The following is a 17,180-nucleotide window of genomic DNA, read 5'->3' as shown; positions in this document are numbered from 1 at the left end:
CCCCCCCCGCCCTGCCCCTCACCCCCACATGAAGTCCGGACTGAGTTTCCTGATCGCCGCGCTGCGCTGCGAAATCGACGAACTCGATCAACTCGGGCGCACCAGCGCGCTCGTAGTCACCATTGGCCGCCTGGTCCATGCGCTGCAGCGTGAACGCGGCATCTCGAACGTCCTGCTGGCCTCGGGCGGCCGGCGCTTCGTGGCGCAGCGTGAAGCGCAGATCGCCGCCTGCCTGCGCGCGGAGCAGGCCGTGCGCAGCGCCTTCGAACAGCTCGACACCGAGGCGGTCCGCATCGGCAACGGCGCGCGCCTGTTCAGCCGCATCGCCTGGGTTCTACCCGGCCTGGACGCGCTGCCCGAGCTGCGCCGCCGCATCGCCGCGATGGAACTCTCGGCCCCCGACGCCACGGCCGCCTTCGTCAAGCTGGTCGCCGGGCTGCTGGCGGTGGTCTTCGAGGCCGCGGACGGCGCCACCGACCCCGAGATCTCGCGCCTGCTGGTGGCCATGTTCCATTTCATGCAGGGCAAGGAATTCGCCGGCCAGGAACGCGCCTGCGGCGCCGCGGCCTTCGCCGCCGGCCGCAACGACGGCGCGCGCCAGCAGCAATGGCTTCACCTCATCGAGTCGCAGGAGCGCTGCTTCCAGGTCTTCGTCGACTTCTCGAGCGCGACGCTGGGCGAACTCTGGCGCGCCAGCCAGTCAGCCCCGCAACTGGCCGAGCAGGAGCGGCTGCGGCGCGTCGGCTGCGCGTCGCCCGCCGGAGTGAGCCTGGATGCGGAACTGAGCCAGGCCTGGTTCGACTGCTGCTCCCTTCGCATCGACGCCATGCAGGCTATCGAGGAGCGCCTGGCCGCCGACCTGCGCCTGCTCTGCGAGCAGAAGACGACGCGCGCCCGGGCCGAGTTGCAGGCCCACGAAGCGCTGTTCGCCCAACTGAAGGTCGAACCCGGCGCAGCCGCTGCCGCCTTCCTCGACGACCTGCCGACCGGCGACGTGCGCAACAGCCAGCCGCGCACCTTGGCCGCCACCGCTCCCATCGGCCGCCAGCTGGAACGCTCCGTCCTCGAGATGGTGCAGGACCAATCCCATCGCCTGCAGGCCATGGGCGATGAACTCGAAACCGTGCGCGCCGCCCTCAATGAACGCAAGCTGGTGGAACGCGCCAAGGGCCTCCTGATGGCGCACCGCCGGCTCACGGAGGAAGAGGCCCACAAGATGCTGCGGCGAACCGCGATGAGCCAGGGCCGGCGGCTGATCGAGGTGGCCGAATCGGTGCTCTCGATGGCCGAGTACCTGCCGGGCGAACCGGCGCGCTGAACGTTCGGCCTGAAATGGTGCGCCGCACAACGGTTGTGCCCAGCGCCCGTTGCAAAGCAATTTGGCCCGCATGCCTTCAAGCATCAGCCATTCGCGCTACGGAATCGATAGCAACCCATGCCGAATTGGCCCTGGCACGCACTTTGCTAGGAGATGTCGCGTAGGCCGCAAGGCCTCAGGCAGGCAGCATCCAACGGCGGATGCGGCCCACCGAACCGGACAAAGGCGTCCCCATCCCGCAAGGGCTCGTTTTCGAGCGGCCCGTGCGCGATGCGGACGCCTTTTTGTTTTTGCTTCCCGTCTTTCATCCTCGGAGTGCGCCCCATGAACGAACTGCTGAAACCGAAACTGAGCCGCCGCCGCGTCCTGCAGGCCGCTGCCGTTGGCGCCGTCGGGCTGGACCCCGCCCTGCGCGCCGCCGTGTGGGCCCAAGGCTCCGACAAGCCCGAGAAGACCGAGGTCAAGATCGGCTTCATCCCGCTGACCGATTGCGCCAGCGTGGTGATGGCCTCGGTGCTGGGTATCGACAAGAAGTACGGCGTGAAGATCGTGCCCAGCAAGGAAGCGAGTTGGGCCGGCGTGCGCGACAAGCTGGTCAACGGCGAACTCGACATGGCCCATGTGCTCTACGGACTGGTCTACGGCGTGCATGTCGGCGTCGGCGGGCCCAAGAAGGACATGGCCGTGCTGATGGGCCTGAATCGCAACGGCCAGGCCATCACGTTGTCGAAGACGCTGGCCGACAAGGGCGCCGTCGATGCCGCCTCGCTCGCCAAGCTGATGGCGAAGGACAAGCGCGAGTACACCTTCGCCGGCACCTTCCCGACGAGCACGCACACCATGTGGCTCAACTACTGGTTGGCCTCGGCAGACATCAGCCCGGTCAAGGACGCGAAGGTCATCGTCGTGCCGCCGCCGCAGATGGTCGCCAACATGCGCGTGGGCAACATGGACGGGTTCTGCGTCGGCGAGCCCTGGGGCCAGCGCGCGATCATCGACAAGATCGGTGTGACGGCGATCACCACCCAGGACATCTGGAGAGATCATCCGGAGAAGGTCCTGGGTACACGCGGCGAGTTCGTCAAGGCCAACCCCAACACCTGCCGTGCCGTGATGATGGCGGTCATGGAGGCGAGCAAGTGGATCGACGCCAACCTCCAGAACAAGGCCAAGATGGCCGACGTCGTCGCCGAGAAGTCCTACATCAACACCAGCGCCGACGCCATCAACCAGCGCATCCTCGGGCGCTACGAGAACGGCCTCGGCAAGACCTGGGACGACCCGAACCACATGAAGTTCTTCGACGACGGCGCCGTGAACTTCCCGTACCTGTCCGACGGCATGTGGTTCCTCACGCAGCACAAGCGGTGGGGCATCCTCAAAGAGCACCCGGACTACCTGGCCGTTGCCAAGCAGATCAACCAGATCGACCTGTACAAGGACGTTGCCTCGGCGATGAAGGTCAGCGTGCCCAAGGACCCGATGCGCACAAGCAAGCTCATGGACGGCGTGGTCTGGGATGGCAAGGATCCGAAAAAGTACGCCGATTCGTTCAAGGTCCATGCCTGAGGGGGGCACCATGGTCAGCGCCGTCTTCCACTCACCACTCGAAACGCGCGTACCGAGCGCCTCGGTATCGCGCAGCCCGGTCCAGCCCGCCGCTGTCGCGGCGCCGGTCACCCAGGATGGCGCGGCCGCGCCCGCGCCCGCCGCTCCTTCGCCGCACGACTTCAGCTGGATCTGGCTGCGCGTACTGCCGCCGGTCATGGGCTTCGCATTGCTGGTCCTGATCTGGGAACTCGTGGCCCTGAAGAGCACCACCGGGTTCCCGTCGCCAGGCGCCGTCTGGCAGCAGGCGCTGACCGTGTTCAGCGATCCGTTCTACAGCAAGGGCCCCAACGACCAGGGCGTGGGCTGGAACGTGCTGTCCTCCCTCCAGCGAGTTGCTCTGGGCTTCGGGTTGGCCGCCGTGGTCGGCATCCCCGCCGGCTTCGCGATCGGGCGCTTCGGCTTCCTCGCGCGCATGTTCAATCCGCTGATCAGCCTGCTGCGCCCGGTGTCGCCACTGGCCTGGCTGCCGATCGGGCTGCTGGTCTTCAAGGGGGCCAACCCGGCCGCGATCTGGACCATCTTCATCTGCTCGATCTGGCCCATGATCATCAACACCGCAGTGGGTGTGCAGCGCGTGCCCAGCGACTACATGAACGTGGCTCGTGTGCTCGATCTCTCGGAGTGGAAGATCCTCACCCGCATCCTGTTCCCCGCGGTGCTGCCGTACATGCTCACCGGCGTACGCCTCGCGGTCGGCACCGCCTGGCTCGTGATCGTCGCGGCCGAGATGCTCACAGGCGGCGTCGGCATCGGCTTCTGGGTGTGGGACGAGTGGAACAACCTCAACGTCGCCAACATCATCATCGCGATCTTCGTGATCGGCATCGTCGGGCTGGTGCTCGAGTTTGCCCTGATCCGCATCGCCACCGCATTCACGTTCGAAGAGGTGAAGTCATGAATGACCGGAGGTTCATCCAGATCGAGGGCGTGGAGCAGCGCTTCAAGACGCCCAAGGGCAGCTTCCTGGCGCTGCGCGACATCAACCTTCACGTCGCGAAGGGCGAGTTCATCACGCTGATCGGGCATTCGGGCTGCGGCAAGTCGACGCTGCTGAACCTGATCGCCGGGCTCACCACGCCCACGCAGGGCGCGCTGCTGTGCGCCAACCGCGAGATCAAGGGGCCGGGCCCGGAGCGCGGGGTGGTGTTCCAGAACCATTCTCTGCTGCCCTGGCTCAGCTGCTACGAGAACGTGTACCTCGCCGTGGAGCGCGTGTTCTCGGCCACCGAGGACAAGGCGCAGCTCAAGGCGCGCACCGAAGCCGCCCTCGCACTGGTCGGCCTCGCCGCGGCAGCGCAGAAGCGCCCCGGCGAGATCTCGGGCGGCATGAAACAGCGCGTGGGCATCGCCCGTGCGCTGTCGATGGAACCCAAGGTCCTGCTGATGGACGAGCCCTTCGGCGCCCTCGATGCGTTGACGCGCGCCAAGCTGCAGGACGAGCTGCTGGCCATCGTCGCGAAGACACACAGCACGGTGGTCATGGTCACGCACGACGTGGACGAGGCGGTGCTCCTGTCCGACCGCATCGTGATGCTCACCAACGGCCCGGCGGCGACCATCGGCGAGGTGCTGGCGGTCGACCTGCCGCGCCCGCGCAACCGCGTCGAGCTTGCGGAGGACCCGGTCTACGTCCACGCCCGCAAGGCCGTGATCGACTTTCTCTACACGCGCCAGGCGCACGTGGAAAAGGCCGCGGCCTGATCGATCAGCCATGAAATCCGCGGCCGACGAAACCGGGCCTGTTCGGGGAACACCGCGGAACCGGCTTTGCTGGGCCGCTGGTGTCGCCCCCGGTAGGGGGTGGGCGGCTACACGAAGTGAGCCAACCTCCGGGCGAGCCCATGTCGTCAGGACATGATGACCTGCAGGCTGTGTTCGTATGAAGCAGTGAGCCGGTCGAAGGTCTCTGCCAGCACCTCGCTGGCGCGCACCAGTTCGGCACGGCCCTCGGCCCGCTCGGCCTGGCGCACGCCGCGCACCAGCCTCAGCCACTCGTCGCGTGCGCCGCTGAGCGCCGCACGGATCTCGGGCGAGCTCAACGGCGCGCGTTCCAGCTCCAGCAGCGAGGCCTCGAAGGCATCCATGGTCGACGCCAGGTGCGCGCTCCACGCGCCACCGGGCAGCATCGCGGCGAGCAACGCATCCTTGGCCAGCCGATGCACGCGCATGCGCTGCCGACCGCAGAGATTGACGATGCGCAACGCCCTGCGCCCCCCCGAGGATTCGAGCGCATCGGTGAGCGCCTCCGCGGCGCCCAGCAGGGCCTCGGCGCTCGCATCGATGGCCGCCAGCGCGGCCGGCGACAGCCGTGCCGACAGCGCGCCGTCCAGGGCCTCCCAGGCCGAACGCACGCCCGCCAGCGCCTGCATGCTGGCCGCGTCCAGCGGGAGGCCGGCCAGATGATCGAGGTTGTCCTTCACCCGCTCGACCGACTCCGCGCGCAGCGCGCGGCTGCGCCGCACCTCGACGCCCGCCAGCACCTGCGCCGCCAGGCGCACCAGCCGCTGCGACAGCATGCGCAACTGGCCGGCCCGGTTGATGGCCTCGGCCCACTGCGCCCCTTCCACCACCGAGCGCGACAGCTCGCCGACGCGGAGGTTGGCGTGCATCGCAGCGCCGCGCAGCAGGCCGAAGGCGGCATCCTCGCCGATGCCGCGTGCCGACATCAACAGGCCCTTGGCACGGTCCACCCACTTGCGCTCGTCCAGATGGGCCAGCGAGCGCACCAAGGTGTCGCGCAGCGCGGCTTCACGCTGCCAGCGCGCCTGCGCCCGCGCCAGCAGTGCGCGCAGGCCAGCCGCATCCAGCACGTCGGCGCAAGCCCAGGCGTGCACGCCCAGGGCTACCAGCTCCTCGTGCACCTGCGGGGGAAGCGGCTCGCTCACCACGACGACCGGTTGCGGCGGGGCGCCGGCCCATGCCTGCAGCGCGGCCTGCATGCGGGGAATCGATGCAGGCCCGTGCAACAGCACCTGCTGCGGCGCGAGCATCGCGGCCTCCTGCACCATCGTGTCGCAGCTCGCCCATCCGATGGCCGCCGCATCAGCGTCGGCGAGGACCTGGCGCAGCACGTCGGGCGGGGCCGCGGCCGCGGAATCGGGATCGGGAAGAACGAGCAGCAGTCGGATCATGAAAGGCGGATTGCGAACGAGGCAGGCGGTCGCAGCATAGGCGAAGCGGGAGCGCAGTGGCAGGCACGCGTCTTGCGTGATGAGGAGCGCGGTGTAACGAAGCACCGCTTTGGTGAAGTCGCCGGCCTCCATGCCGGCCGGGGTCCCGCAGGGACTCGCCCACTCCCAGTCCATTCCGCCAGCTCACGGCGGGACGCTCGCCCTTTCATTGCCCATCACGCGGCCGCGCCACGGCCGTGCGGATGCTTTTCGCATTGCCACCGCCATGACCAGCTTCAAGTCCTTCCTGCGCTCCGGGCACGCCCCCACCCTCTTCGCGGCCTTCTTCTACTTCATGTTCTCGTGCTGCATCTGGGTGCTGAACGGCGCGATGGCCCCGTTCATCAGCGAGAGCTTCCAGCTGAACGCCGCGCAGAAGGGGCTGATGCTGTCGATCCCGATCATCGCCGGCGCACTCATGCGCTTTCCGCTCGGCATCCTGTCCCAGTACATCGGCCGCAAGAACGCGACGCTGGTGGAGATGGGGCTGATCGCGGTGGCGATGCTGTTCGGCTTCTTCATGGTGCACAGCTTCAACGACCTGCTGGCCATGGGCGTGCTGCTGGGCATCGCCGGCGCCAGCTTCGGCGTGGCGCTGTCGCTGGGCTCGGGCTCCTTTCCGCCGCAGAACAAGGGCCTCGCCATGGGCCTGGTGGGCGCCGGCAACGTGGGCACGGCGCTGTCGGTGCTGGTCGCGCCGCCGCTGGCGCAATGGCTGGGCTGGCAGGCCGTCTACGGCGTGGCGGCGGTAGCCATCCTCATTCCGATGGCGGTGATGGTGCTGTTCGCGCAGGAGCCGCCGGACGTCGACAGCCACGCCAGCCTGCGCGAGCACGTGGCCTGCCTGTTCGAGAAGGATGGCTGGGCCTTCAGCCTGATCTACGGCATCACCTTCGGAGGCTTCATCGGCCTCACCACTTTCCTGCCCTCCTACTACTACGACCAGTTCGGCGTGAGCAAGGTGCAGGCGGGCCAGCTGACGATGCTGGCGGCCTTCATGGGCGCGGCGGTGCGCGTGATGGGCGGCTGGATTTCCGACCGCTGGGGCGGAGTCAACACGCTGACGCTGGTGCTGGTGGTGTCGGCCGTCACGCTGGCGCTGATCGGCTTCACCTCGAGCTCGCTGGTGCTGACCACGCTGCTGCTGATCGTCTGCTTCGCGGCCCTGGGCGCGGGCAACGGCGCGCTGTTCCAGCTGGTTCCGCTGCGCTGGCCCACCACCACGGCGGTGGCCGGCTCGATGATCGGCGAGATCGGCGCCCTGGGCGGCGGACTGGTGCCCAATGCAATGGGCCTGTCGAAGCAGTACCTCGGCAGCTACACCTGGGGCTTCGTGCTGTTCGCGGCGCTGGCCGTGGTGATGCTCGGCGTGATGCGGGTCATGCAGATCCGCTGGACGCGGACCTGGGCAGAAAAAGGCGGCCGCGCGCGCACCAGCCCGAACACCGCGGACCACGAGGCCGACCGGCCGGTTCGCCCGTTGCGCCGCAGCGCCGGACGGTAACGACGATGCGCCATGCAGCTTCCCTCCCCCGCTCAGCGCGGCAGGAACAGCAGCCAATAGACGAGCAGCGCGTTGAACAGCAGCGACGCGGCCAGCGCGATCTTCCACAGCACGGCGGGATCACGGCGCACGAGCGGCGTGGCGGCCGGTGCGCCGACCGGACGCGCGGCGCCGCGCTCCAGCGCCAGCAGCATTTCCTCGGCGGTCTCGAAGCGCTGGTTCGGATCGCGGGCCACCGCCTTGCGCACCAGGTGGTCGAGCCAGACCGGCACGTCGGGCCTGATGCGCGACACGGCGACCGGGTCGCGCCGGTAGCGCGCGGACTGGTAGGGCTCGATTTCGCCGTAAGGCAGACGCCCCCCCAGCCACTGGTAGAGCACCACGCCGAGCGCGAACAGGTCGCTGCCGGCGTCGGGCGCAGCGCCCTCCCATTGCTCGGGATTCATGAAGCTGGGCGTACCCGCATGCAGCTCGCGCTGCGCCGCCCCCTCGCGGCCCGAGAGCGCCACGCCCAGGTCGAGGATGCGCCAGCAGCCGTCGTCGCCCAGGTGCAGGTTGCCGGGCTTGATGTCCCGGTGCACCACGCCGTGGCGGTGGAGCCGGCCCAGCGCCTTGCAGATCTGGACCGCTGCCGCGACCACCTCTGCAACTGCCGGCCGCGTGCCGGCCTGGAGCATCTGCTCGATGGTGCGGCCGCCGTGCCAGTCGAAAACGGTGTAGAGCGCGCTGGCGTCCGCGGCGCGCTCGTGTACGCGCACGAAGCCGCGCTCGCCACGAGCGTTCATGGGACCACCTTCGCCTTCGGCTGCGGTGCGGGCGCCTTCGGGCGGCCGGGCGGCGCCCACACGCAGTCCCAGCCAGGCCTCGTGCGCCAGCATGGCGCGTTCTTCGGGGTCGCTGGCTCGCGAGGGGTGCAAGGTCTTGAGCGCCACCAGCGCGCGGCTTTGCAGATGGCGCGCCTGGTAGAGCCGGTGCACGCCGGTGTCGGCCACCAACGCGGTGATCGCGTAGCCGTCCAGCACGTCGCCCACCTTCAGTGCCGGGGGCGGCGCGAGCCGGCGTGCATCGCCCAGCTCGTCGTGCAGCTGGCGCGCATCCAGGCCCAGCACGCGGATCACCAATGCGGTCGCGTTGTCGCGCGTCCCGGCCGCAATGGCCGCATCAACCAGCGCATCGCTCGCCTGCTGCGCGCCGGTGGCGAGCGCGAGCTCGGCCACGCGCGCCGGCTTGAGCACGCCGTGCACACCATCGGTGCTGAGCACGAAGCAGTCGCCCACGCGCAGCTCGCCCTGCAGGTAATCGACGCGAACGTAGTCGTCCAGGCCCACGGCGCGCGTCAGGCGGCTGCGCAGGTCGGGATGGTCCAGCGCATGGTCGACGGTCAGCGGCGTGGCCGCGCCCTCGCCCTTGCGCACGCGCCAGGCGCGCGTGTCGCCCACGTGGGCCAGCGTGTAGCTCTGCCCGTGCAGGGCCAGCGCGGTCAGCGTGGTCATGGCGCTGTCCTGGCGGCGGCGCCGGTTGTGATCGGCCAGCCAGGCGTTCTGGGCGGCGATCAGGCGGTCCATGGCCGCGGTCGGCTCCCAGGTATCGGGCGTGGCGAAGTAGTCGCCGAGCAGGCCGATCACGGTGGTCTGCGCCGCCTCGAGCCCGTGGCCGCCGGAAGAGACGCCGTCGGCAATGGCCGCGATCAGCCCGCGCGACTCCTCGCCGCGCGGCGCATGCACCGCGCCGGCGAAGTCCTCGTTCTGCGGGCGCGGCCCGCGATGGCTGCTGTAGCCGATTTCCACCTCGAAGCTCATGGCGCGCGATTGTCCGCGCAAGCCGCGGGCCCCCACTTTGCTTGAGTCGAGAAAGGTCCACCCCATGAAGAAGATGAAACTCGTGATGGTCGGCAACGGCATGGCCGGCGTGCGCACCATCGAGGAGCTGCTCAGGATCGAGCCGGAGCTCTACGACATCACCGTCTTCGGCGCCGAGCCGCATCCCAACTACAACCGCATCCTGCTGTCGCCGGTGCTGGCCGGAGAGCAGACGGTGGACGAGATCATCCTCAACAGCTGGGAGTGGTACGCCGAGAACAACATCACCCTGCATGCCGGCAAGAAGGTGATCGAGATCGACCGCGTCAAGCGCATCGTGCGCGCCGAGGACGGCACCGAGGCCGAGTACGACCGGCTGCTGATGTGCACCGGCTCCAACCCCTTCATGCTGCCGGTGCCCGGCAAGGACCTGAAGGGCGTGATCGCCTACCGCGACATCGCCGACACCGGCTACATGATCGAGACCGCCAGGACGCACAAGAACGCGGTCGTCATCGGCGGCGGCCTGCTGGGCCTGGAGGCCGCCAACGGCCTGATGCTGCGCGGCATGAACGTGACGGTGGTGCACGTGATGCCGTGGCTGATGGAGCGCCAGCTCGACGACGTGGCAGGCAAGCTGCTGCAGAAGTCGCTGGAGGACCGCGGGCTGAAGTTCCTCATCGGCGCGCAGACGCAGGAGCTGGTCGGCGACAGCGATGACGGCAAGAGCGGCCGCGTCAAGGCGATCCGCTTCAAGGACGGCACCGAAGCCGCGGCCGACCTGGTGGTGATGGCGGTGGGCATCCGTCCCAACGTCGAGCTCGCGCAGAAGATGCGCCTGCACTGCGACCGCGGCATCGTCGTCAACGACACCATGCAGACGGTGACCGATGCGCGCATCTACTCGGTCGGCGAATGCGCGGCCCATCGCGGCATCGCCTACGGGCTGGTCGCGCCGCTGTTCGAGCAGGCGAAGGTGGCGGCCAACCACCTGGCGCACTTCGGCATCGGGCGCTACTCGGGCTCACTCACCTCCACCAAGCTCAAGGTGACCGGCATCGATCTCTTCTCCGCCGGCAACTTCATGGGCGGCGAGGGCTGCGAGGAGATCGTGATGAGCGACCCCTTCGGCGGCGTCTACAAGAAGCTCGTGATCAAGGAAGACAAGCTGGTCGGCGCCTGCCTGTACGGCGACACGGTGGACGGCAGCTGGTACTTCAAGCTGCTGCGCGACGGCCGCAGCGTGAACGACATCCGCGACAAGCTGATGTTCGGCGAGTCGAACATCGGCGATACCGGGCACGAAGGCCACAGCAAGGCAGCCAGCATGCCGGACGACGCTGAGGTCTGCGGCTGCAACGGTGTCAACAAGGGCACCATCTGCAAGGCGATCAAGGACAAGGGCCTGTTCACGCTGGAAGAGGTCAAGAAGCACACCAAGGCGAGCGCCTCCTGCGGATCGTGCACGGGGCTGGTCGAGCAGATCCTGATGTTCACCGCCGGCGGCGACTACTCGGCCGCACCGAAGAAGAAGGCCGTCTGCGGCTGCACAGACGCCAGCCACCAGGACGTGCGCGAAGCCATCCGCAAGGAGCACTGGCTCACCCACGCCGAGGTCTACCGCGGCCTGGGCTGGCGCACGCCCAACGGATGCTCGAGTTGCCGGCCGGCGGTCAACTACTACCTGATCTCGACCTGGCCCAAGGAGGCGAAGGACGACCCGCAGAGCCGCTTCATCAACGAGCGCAGCCACGCCAACATCCAGAAGGACGGCACGTACTCGGTGATCCCGCGCATGTGGGGCGGCCACACCACGCCCGACGAGCTGCGGCGCATCGCGGATGCGGCCGACAAGTACCGGATCCCGACCGTCAAGGTCACCGGCGGCCAGCGCATCGACCTGCTGGGCGTGAAGAAGGAAGACCTGGCCAACGTGTGGAAGGACATCGGCATGCCCTCGGGCTTCGCGTACGCCAAGTCGCTGCGCACGGTGAAGACCTGCGTGGGCAGCGAGTGGTGCCGCTTCGGCACCCAGGACTCGACCCAGATGGGCAAGGACCTCGAGCGCGCCCTGTGGGCCATGTACGCGCCGCACAAGGTCAAGCTCGCCGTCTCGGGCTGCCCGCGCAACTGCGCCGAAGCCGGCATCAAGGACGTGGGCGTGATCGGTGTCGATTCGGGATGGGAGATCTACGTGGGCGGCAACGGGGGCATCAAGACCGAGGTGGCGCAGTTCCTGGTCAAGCTCAAGACGTCGGAAGAGGTGATGGCGTACGCGGGCGCCTTCCTGCAGCTCTACCGCGAGGAGGGCTGGTACCTCGAGCGAACGGTGCACTACATCGGGCGCGTGGGCCTCGACTACGTGAAGAAGCGCATCGTCGAGGACGCGGAGGGCCGCCAGGCCCTGTGGGAGCGGCTGCAGTTCGCGCTCGACGGCGAGCCCGATCCGTGGTTCGAGTCCAGCCAGGCATCGGTCGACGTGCGGCAGTTCATGCCCGTGGCGGTGGTGGACAACGTTGGCCAAACCGCCTGAAAGGACCACGACCATGAGTGAATGGAAAGCCATCTGCCGCGTCGACGACATACCCGTGCTGGGCGCCCGCCGCGTGGCCCGAAGCGAGGGCATCGACGTCGCCGTGTTCCGCAATGCCGAGAACCAGGTGTTCGCACTGCTCGACCGCTGCCCGCACAAGGGCGGTCCGCTGTCGCAGGGGATCGTGTTCGGCACCAGCGTGGCCTGTCCGCTGCACAACTGGGCGATCGGGCTCGACGACGGGTGCGCCAAGGCGCCGGACGACGGCTGCACGCCACGCTTCGCGTGCAAGGTCGAAGGCGAGCAGGTCATGCTGGACGCACACGAACTGGCGACGCTGGCGCTCGACCTGGCCCCGCCTCGCGCCGGCCCCGGCGCTGCGACGGCCGGCAAGCTGGGCGACGAGAGCTTCGACGTGCAGGCACCCCACGGCGTGTAGGCGCGGAAGGCATACCGCTATGAAAGAAACCCGCTCCACCTGCCCGTACTGCGGGGTGGGCTGCGGACACGCCTTCGGCGTTCCGCTTTGCGGTGCATGTGAACGCCGCAGCCTGTACATCGATTGCCATGACTGAAACACGATCCACCTGCCCGTACTGCGGGGTGGGCTGCGGCTTGGTCATCGAGTCCGATGGCGCGCAGATCACCGGCGTGCGCGGCGATCCGGAGCATCCTGCCAACCGCGGCCGGCTGTGCACAAAGGGCTCGACCCTGCATCTCACCGCCAGCACGGCGGTCACGATGCAGACGCGCCTTCTGCAGCCCATGCGCCGTGTCCAGCGCGGGGCAGCGCCGCAAACCATCGGCTGGGATGCGGCCCTCGACACGGCGGTCGACAAGTTCGCCCAGGTCATTGGCGAACACGGCCCTGACGCCGTGGGCTTCTACGTCTCCGGCCAGTTGCTCACCGAGGACTACTACGTCTTCAACAAGCTGGCCAAGGGCCTGATCGGCACCAACAACATCGACACCAACTCGCGCCTGTGCATGAGCAGCGCGGTGGCCGGCTACAAGAAAACGCTGGGCGCCGACGCGCCGCCGGCATGCTACGACGACTTCCAGCACGCGCAGTGCCTCTTCATCACCGGCAGCAACACGGCCTGGGCGCATCCGATCCTGTTCCGCCGCATCGAGGATGCGAAGGCAGCCAACCCGGCGATGAGGATCATCGTGGCCGACCCGCGCCGCACCGACACCTGCGAGATCGCCGACCTGCACCTGGCGCTGCAGCCCGGTACCGACGTGATGCTCTTCCACGGCATGCTGCACCTGATGCTGTGGGAAGGCTGGACCGATGCGGCCTACATCGCGGCCCACACGAGCGGCTTCGACGAACTCAAGCGCACGGTGCGCGACTGCACGCCGGAGCGCGTGGCACAGGTGTGCGGCATCTCAAAGGAGGATTTGCTGGAGGCGGCGCGCCTCTTCGCCACCTCGGCTGCGACGCTGAGCCTCTACTGCCAGGGCCTCAACCAGTCCAGCTCGGGCACCGCCAAGAATGCGGCGCTGATCAACCTGCATCTCGCGACCGGCCAGATCGGCAAGCCGGGGGCCGGCCCCTTCTCGCTGACCGGCCAGCCGAACGCGATGGGCGGGCGCGAAGTGGGCGGGCTCGCCAACCTGTTGTCGGCACACCGCGATCTGGCGAACCCCGCGCACCGGGCTGAGGTGGCCGCGCTGTGGGGCGTGCCGTCGGTCCCGGAGAAGCCCGGCAAGACGGCGGTCGAGATGTTCCAGGCCGCGGCCGACGGCGAGATCCGCGCACTCTGGATCGCCTGCACCAACCCTGCGCAATCCATGCCGGACCAGGCCACCGTCCGGCGCGCCCTCGAGCGCTGCGAGTTCGTCGTCGTGCAGGAGGCCTTCTCGACCACCGCCACCTGCGACTACGCCGACCTGCTGCTGCCGGCCACCACCTGGGGCGAGAAGGACGGCACCGTCACCAACAGCGAGCGCCGCATCTCGCGCGTGCGCAATGCCGTGGCGCGCCCCGGCGAGACGCGCGACGACTGGGTGATTGCCACCGACTTCGCGCGCCGGCTCGAAGCGCGGCTCGGGCGCACGGATACGCTCTTTCCGTATGCCGACGCCGAGTCGGTGTGGAACGAGCATCGCGAAAGCACCCGTGGCCGCGATCTCGACATCACCGGCATGAGCTACGCGATGCTGGACGCGGCGCCACGGCAGTGGCCGCTGCGCGAAGGCGAATCCACCGCCCGCGCGCGCCTGTACGAGGACGGCGTATTCCCCACGCCCGACGGCCGCGCGCGCTTCGCCGATGTCGCCTACAAGCCGGTGGCCGAGCCGCGCGATGCGCGCCATCCGTTCTCCCTCACCACCGGCCGCCTGCGCGACCAGTGGCACGGCATGAGCCGCACCGGCACCCTGGGGCGGCTGTTCGGCCACGTTCCCGAGCCCTCGGTCCAGATGCACCCGCAGGACATGGCGCGCCGGCAGCTGCGCGAAGGCGAGCTCGTGCACGTCACCTCGCGGCGCGGCTCGATCGTGCTGCCCGTGGCCGGCAGCACGGACATGGGCCTCAGCCAGGCCTTCATCGCCATGCACTGGGGCGGCGAATACCTCAGCGGGTGTTCCAGCACCGGGGACCGACTGGCCGGGGTCAACGCACTCACCACATCGGCCTTCTGCCCCGATTCGAAGCAGCCCGAGCTCAAGCACGCGGCCGTGAAGATCCTCAAGGCGGAGCTGCCCTGGTCCCTGCTGGCGGTGGGCTGGCTGCCCGTGGACGCGGCCCTGCGGGTCCAGGAGGCCTTGCGCGCGCTGATGCCCTCCTTCGCCTTCGCGAGCTGCGTGCCCTTCGGCGCCGGCGGTGCCTTGCAGGGCGACGGACCGGAACGCACCGGGGTGCTGTTGCGCGCCGCCGCGTACGAAGCGCCTCCCGACGAGCTGCTGGCCCGCATCGAGGCGCTGCTCGCGCTCGACGGCGCCGACAGCCTGCGCTATGCCGACAGGAAGCACGGACAGCGGCGGGCGGCGCGGCTGGTGCGCGATGGCGAGGACGCGCGCCTCGAAGCCTTCCTGCTGGCCGGCGACACGCGAGCCGAGGCCTGGATCAAGGCGATCCTCCAGGACCGGCTGCCCGCCCAGGCCTACGGTCGCCAATTGCTGAAGCCGGGCGCAACGGCCCCAGCCGGCGTTGCTGCGCGGGGCAAGATCATTTGCAGCTGCTTCGGCATCACGCAGACCGCCATCGAGGAAGGGCTGGCGAACACCCCCGGTTCGGACGGCGAGCGCCTCGGCGCGCTGCAGGCCACGCTGAAGTGCGGCACCAACTGCGGCTCCTGCCTGCCCGAGCTCAAGCGCATGGCGCGGGCGAGCCCCGCATTGGCGAGCGCCTCATGAGGCCCTCGATGCACGGCGCACTCCTCGTCCCTGCTGCACGCCGGGGCATAAGCGACCGCGCCGTGCGGCATAAGGCTTGCAGGACAATTCGCGCACCCATGGGAATCAGCCACTACATCAAGGAAATCGGCCGCGGCGCGCGCGGCGCGAAGCCGCTCACCCGGGATCAGGCCTGCGACCTCTTCGGGCAGGTGCTCGATGGCAGCGTGACCGACCTGGAGGTCGGCGCCTTTTGCCTGGCCATGCGCATCAAGGGCGAGACGCCCGAGGAGATGGCGGGCTTTCTCGATGCGACGCACGCCCGGCTCGCCCGCTTCCCGGCCACGGGCCGGCCGCTGGTGGTGCTGCCCAGCTACAACGGCGCACGCCGGCTGCCCGTGCTCACGCCCCTGCTCGCGCTGCTGCTGGCGCGCGAAGGGCTGCCCGTGCTGGTGCACGGCGCGGCAACCGAATCCGCGCGGGTGCTGGCCTCCAGCGTGCTCGCGGCCCTGGGCGTGCAGCCGCTCGAGCGCGTGTGGCCGATCGCCGACGGCGAGGTGGTGTTCGCGCCGACCGGGCTGCTCAGCGCAGGCCTCAAGCGCCTGCTCGACGTGCGCCGCGTGGTAGGCCTGCGCAATCCTGGCCACAGCGTGGTCAAGCTGATGCAGCCATGCGAAGGCGATTGCGTGGTGGTCGGCAGCTACACCCACCCGGCCTATGCGGAATCGATGGCCGCCACCTTCGAACTGCTGGGCATGAACGCGCTGCTCTCGCGCGGCCTCGAGGGCGAGAGCGTGGCCGACCCGCGACGCACTGCGCAGGTCGACGGATTCGTGCGGGGACGCCGCATCTCGCTGCAGGCGCAGCAGCCCGGTACGCAGTCCGAGATCCCGGGCCTGCCGGCGGAAATCGATGTCCAGACCACGGCCGACTACACGCGCCGCGTCCTGGACGGCACCACGCCAGCGCCGGCGGCCATCACCCAGCAGGTGCAACAAGTCCTGCAACTGACCCGAGGCATGGAGCACACATGAGCCATCTTTCCTTCTCCCAAGGCAGCTGCACGCTGGTCGGGGCCGGCCCGGGCGACCCCGAGCTGCTGACCATCAAGGCCGTCAAGGCGATCCAGGCCGCCACGGTGCTGCTCGTCGACGACCTGGTGAGCGACGACATCCTGGCCAGCTACGCACGGCCCGGCGCGCGCATCGTCCACGTGGGCAAGCGCGGCGGCTGCAAGAGCACGCCGCAGGCCTTCATCGAGCGGCTGATGATCACCGCGGTGCGCGAGGGCGAGACCGTGGTGCGCCTCAAGGGCGGCGACCCCTTCATCTTCGGCCGTGGCGGCGAGGAAGTGGAGCACCTGCGCGAGGAAGGCATCGAGGTGCGGGTCGTCAACGGCATCACCGCCGGTCTGGCCGCGGTCACCGCGCTGGGCGTGCCCCTCACGCACCGCGATCATGCGCAGGGGGTGGTCTTCGTGACCGGCCATGCCAAGACCGGGCATGCGGCCCATGAGCACCCTACTGACTGGCGCCAACTTGCCGCAACGGCGCGCGACGCGCGCCTCACGCTCGTCATCTACATGGGCGTGACCGGGGTGGCACACATCCAGCATGAGCTCTTGTACGGATTGGCGGGCGACACGCCGGTGGCGGTCATCCAGCACGCCAGCCTCCCGCAGCAACGCCATGTGGCGACCACGTTGGGACGCCTGCCCGTGGACCTCGCGGCCGCCGGGCTGGGCAGCCCGGCCGTGATCGTGGTGGGCGACGTGCTGCGCGGCCTGGCGGCTGCGGGCTTGCCGGCCACGCGCTTCGGCACCTGACCCAGCCGTTCGGCCAGTCGGCATAACCAGGCCACGACTCTAAAATCTCCGGCCTGAAGAACAACGGGCGGAGATGGC

The 17,180-nt window shown here is 69.1% G+C and carries 12 protein-coding genes; 10 read left to right on the top strand and 2 right to left on the bottom strand.

The features are described 5' to 3' along the window. Window positions 1–28: 28 nt before the first annotated feature. The 4 genes from APY03_RS19275 (at window position 29) to APY03_RS19260 (ending at window position 4,630) form a co-directional block, all read left to right on the top strand. Window positions 29–1,318, top strand: coding sequence for a nitrate regulatory protein (locus APY03_RS19275; protein ID WP_068679127.1), 1,290 nt, complete (start codon window positions 29–31; stop codon window positions 1,316–1,318). A gap of 324 nt (window positions 1,319–1,642) precedes the next feature. Further along, window positions 1,643–2,887: a CmpA/NrtA family ABC transporter substrate-binding protein gene (locus tag APY03_RS19270; RefSeq protein ID WP_068679125.1), complete on the top strand. Its 1,245-nt coding sequence runs from the start codon at window positions 1,643–1,645 to the stop codon at window positions 2,885–2,887. A gap of 10 nt (window positions 2,888–2,897) precedes the next feature. After that, window positions 2,898–3,827, top strand: a complete 930-nt coding sequence (gene ntrB / locus APY03_RS19265; RefSeq protein ID WP_068679136.1) for a nitrate ABC transporter permease — start codon at window positions 2,898–2,900, stop codon at window positions 3,825–3,827. Further along, window positions 3,824–4,630, top strand: coding sequence for an ABC transporter ATP-binding protein (locus APY03_RS19260; RefSeq protein WP_068679123.1), 807 nt, complete (start codon window positions 3,824–3,826; stop codon window positions 4,628–4,630). Before ntrB ends, APY03_RS19260 begins: the two co-directional genes overlap by 4 nt. Before the next feature lie 146 nt (window positions 4,631–4,776). Here the strand turns inward: APY03_RS19260 and APY03_RS19255 are convergent, their stop codons facing one another. Next, entirely contained in the window at window positions 4,777–6,234 is a 1,458-nt protein-coding gene (locus tag APY03_RS19255) for a type IV pili methyl-accepting chemotaxis transducer N-terminal domain-containing protein (RefSeq protein WP_232081294.1), read from the bottom strand. A 91-nt stretch (window positions 6,235–6,325) separates the two neighbouring features. Between APY03_RS19255 and APY03_RS19250 the strand changes: the two genes are divergently transcribed. Continuing rightward, the gene (locus APY03_RS19250) at window positions 6,326–7,603 is read left to right on the top strand and encodes an MFS transporter (protein WP_068679132.1); all 1,278 of its coding nucleotides are present in this window, start codon (window positions 6,326–6,328) and stop codon (window positions 7,601–7,603) included. A gap of 32 nt (window positions 7,604–7,635) precedes the next feature. Here the strand turns inward: APY03_RS19250 and APY03_RS19245 are convergent, their stop codons facing one another. Then, on the bottom strand, window positions 7,636–9,402 hold the full coding sequence (locus APY03_RS19245) for a bifunctional protein-serine/threonine kinase/phosphatase (RefSeq protein ID WP_068679131.1): 1,767 nt from the start codon (window positions 9,400–9,402) through the stop codon (window positions 7,636–7,638). A gap of 64 nt (window positions 9,403–9,466) precedes the next feature. On the opposite strand from APY03_RS19245, the gene nirB reads away from it, so the two are divergent. From nirB to cobA, 5 genes are all read left to right on the top strand, one after another. Beyond that, complete coding sequence (gene nirB, locus APY03_RS19240; protein ID WP_068679121.1) at window positions 9,467–11,935, top strand: nitrite reductase large subunit NirB; 2,469 nt, start codon at window positions 9,467–9,469, stop codon at window positions 11,933–11,935. 13 nt (window positions 11,936–11,948) lie between these two features. Then, complete coding sequence (gene nirD, locus APY03_RS19235) at window positions 11,949–12,374, top strand: nitrite reductase small subunit NirD (protein WP_068679119.1); 426 nt, start codon at window positions 11,949–11,951, stop codon at window positions 12,372–12,374. Between the two features lie 128 nt (window positions 12,375–12,502). Beyond that, entirely contained in the window at window positions 12,503–15,298 is a 2,796-nt protein-coding gene (locus tag APY03_RS19230; protein WP_068679117.1) for a nitrate reductase, read from the top strand. Window positions 15,299–15,396: 98 nt separating this feature from the next. Then, window positions 15,397–16,311 (top strand): DNA-binding protein YbiB, encoded by a 915-nt coding sequence (gene ybiB / locus APY03_RS19225; RefSeq protein ID WP_068679115.1) that lies wholly within the window; start codon window positions 15,397–15,399, stop codon window positions 16,309–16,311. Continuing rightward, on the top strand, window positions 16,308–17,102 hold the full coding sequence (cobA, locus tag APY03_RS19220) for a uroporphyrinogen-III C-methyltransferase (RefSeq protein WP_068679113.1): 795 nt from the start codon (window positions 16,308–16,310) through the stop codon (window positions 17,100–17,102). Before ybiB ends, cobA begins: the two co-directional genes overlap by 4 nt. Window positions 17,103–17,180: the final 78 nt, after the last annotated feature.

The sequence above is a fragment of the Variovorax sp. WDL1 genome, from assembly GCF_001541225.1.
In the GTDB taxonomy this organism is placed as follows: Bacteria; Pseudomonadota; Gammaproteobacteria; order Burkholderiales; family Burkholderiaceae_C; genus Variovorax.
The sequence above is the reverse complement of the archived record's forward strand: the minus strand, read 5'-3'. Positions and strand labels throughout refer to the sequence as shown.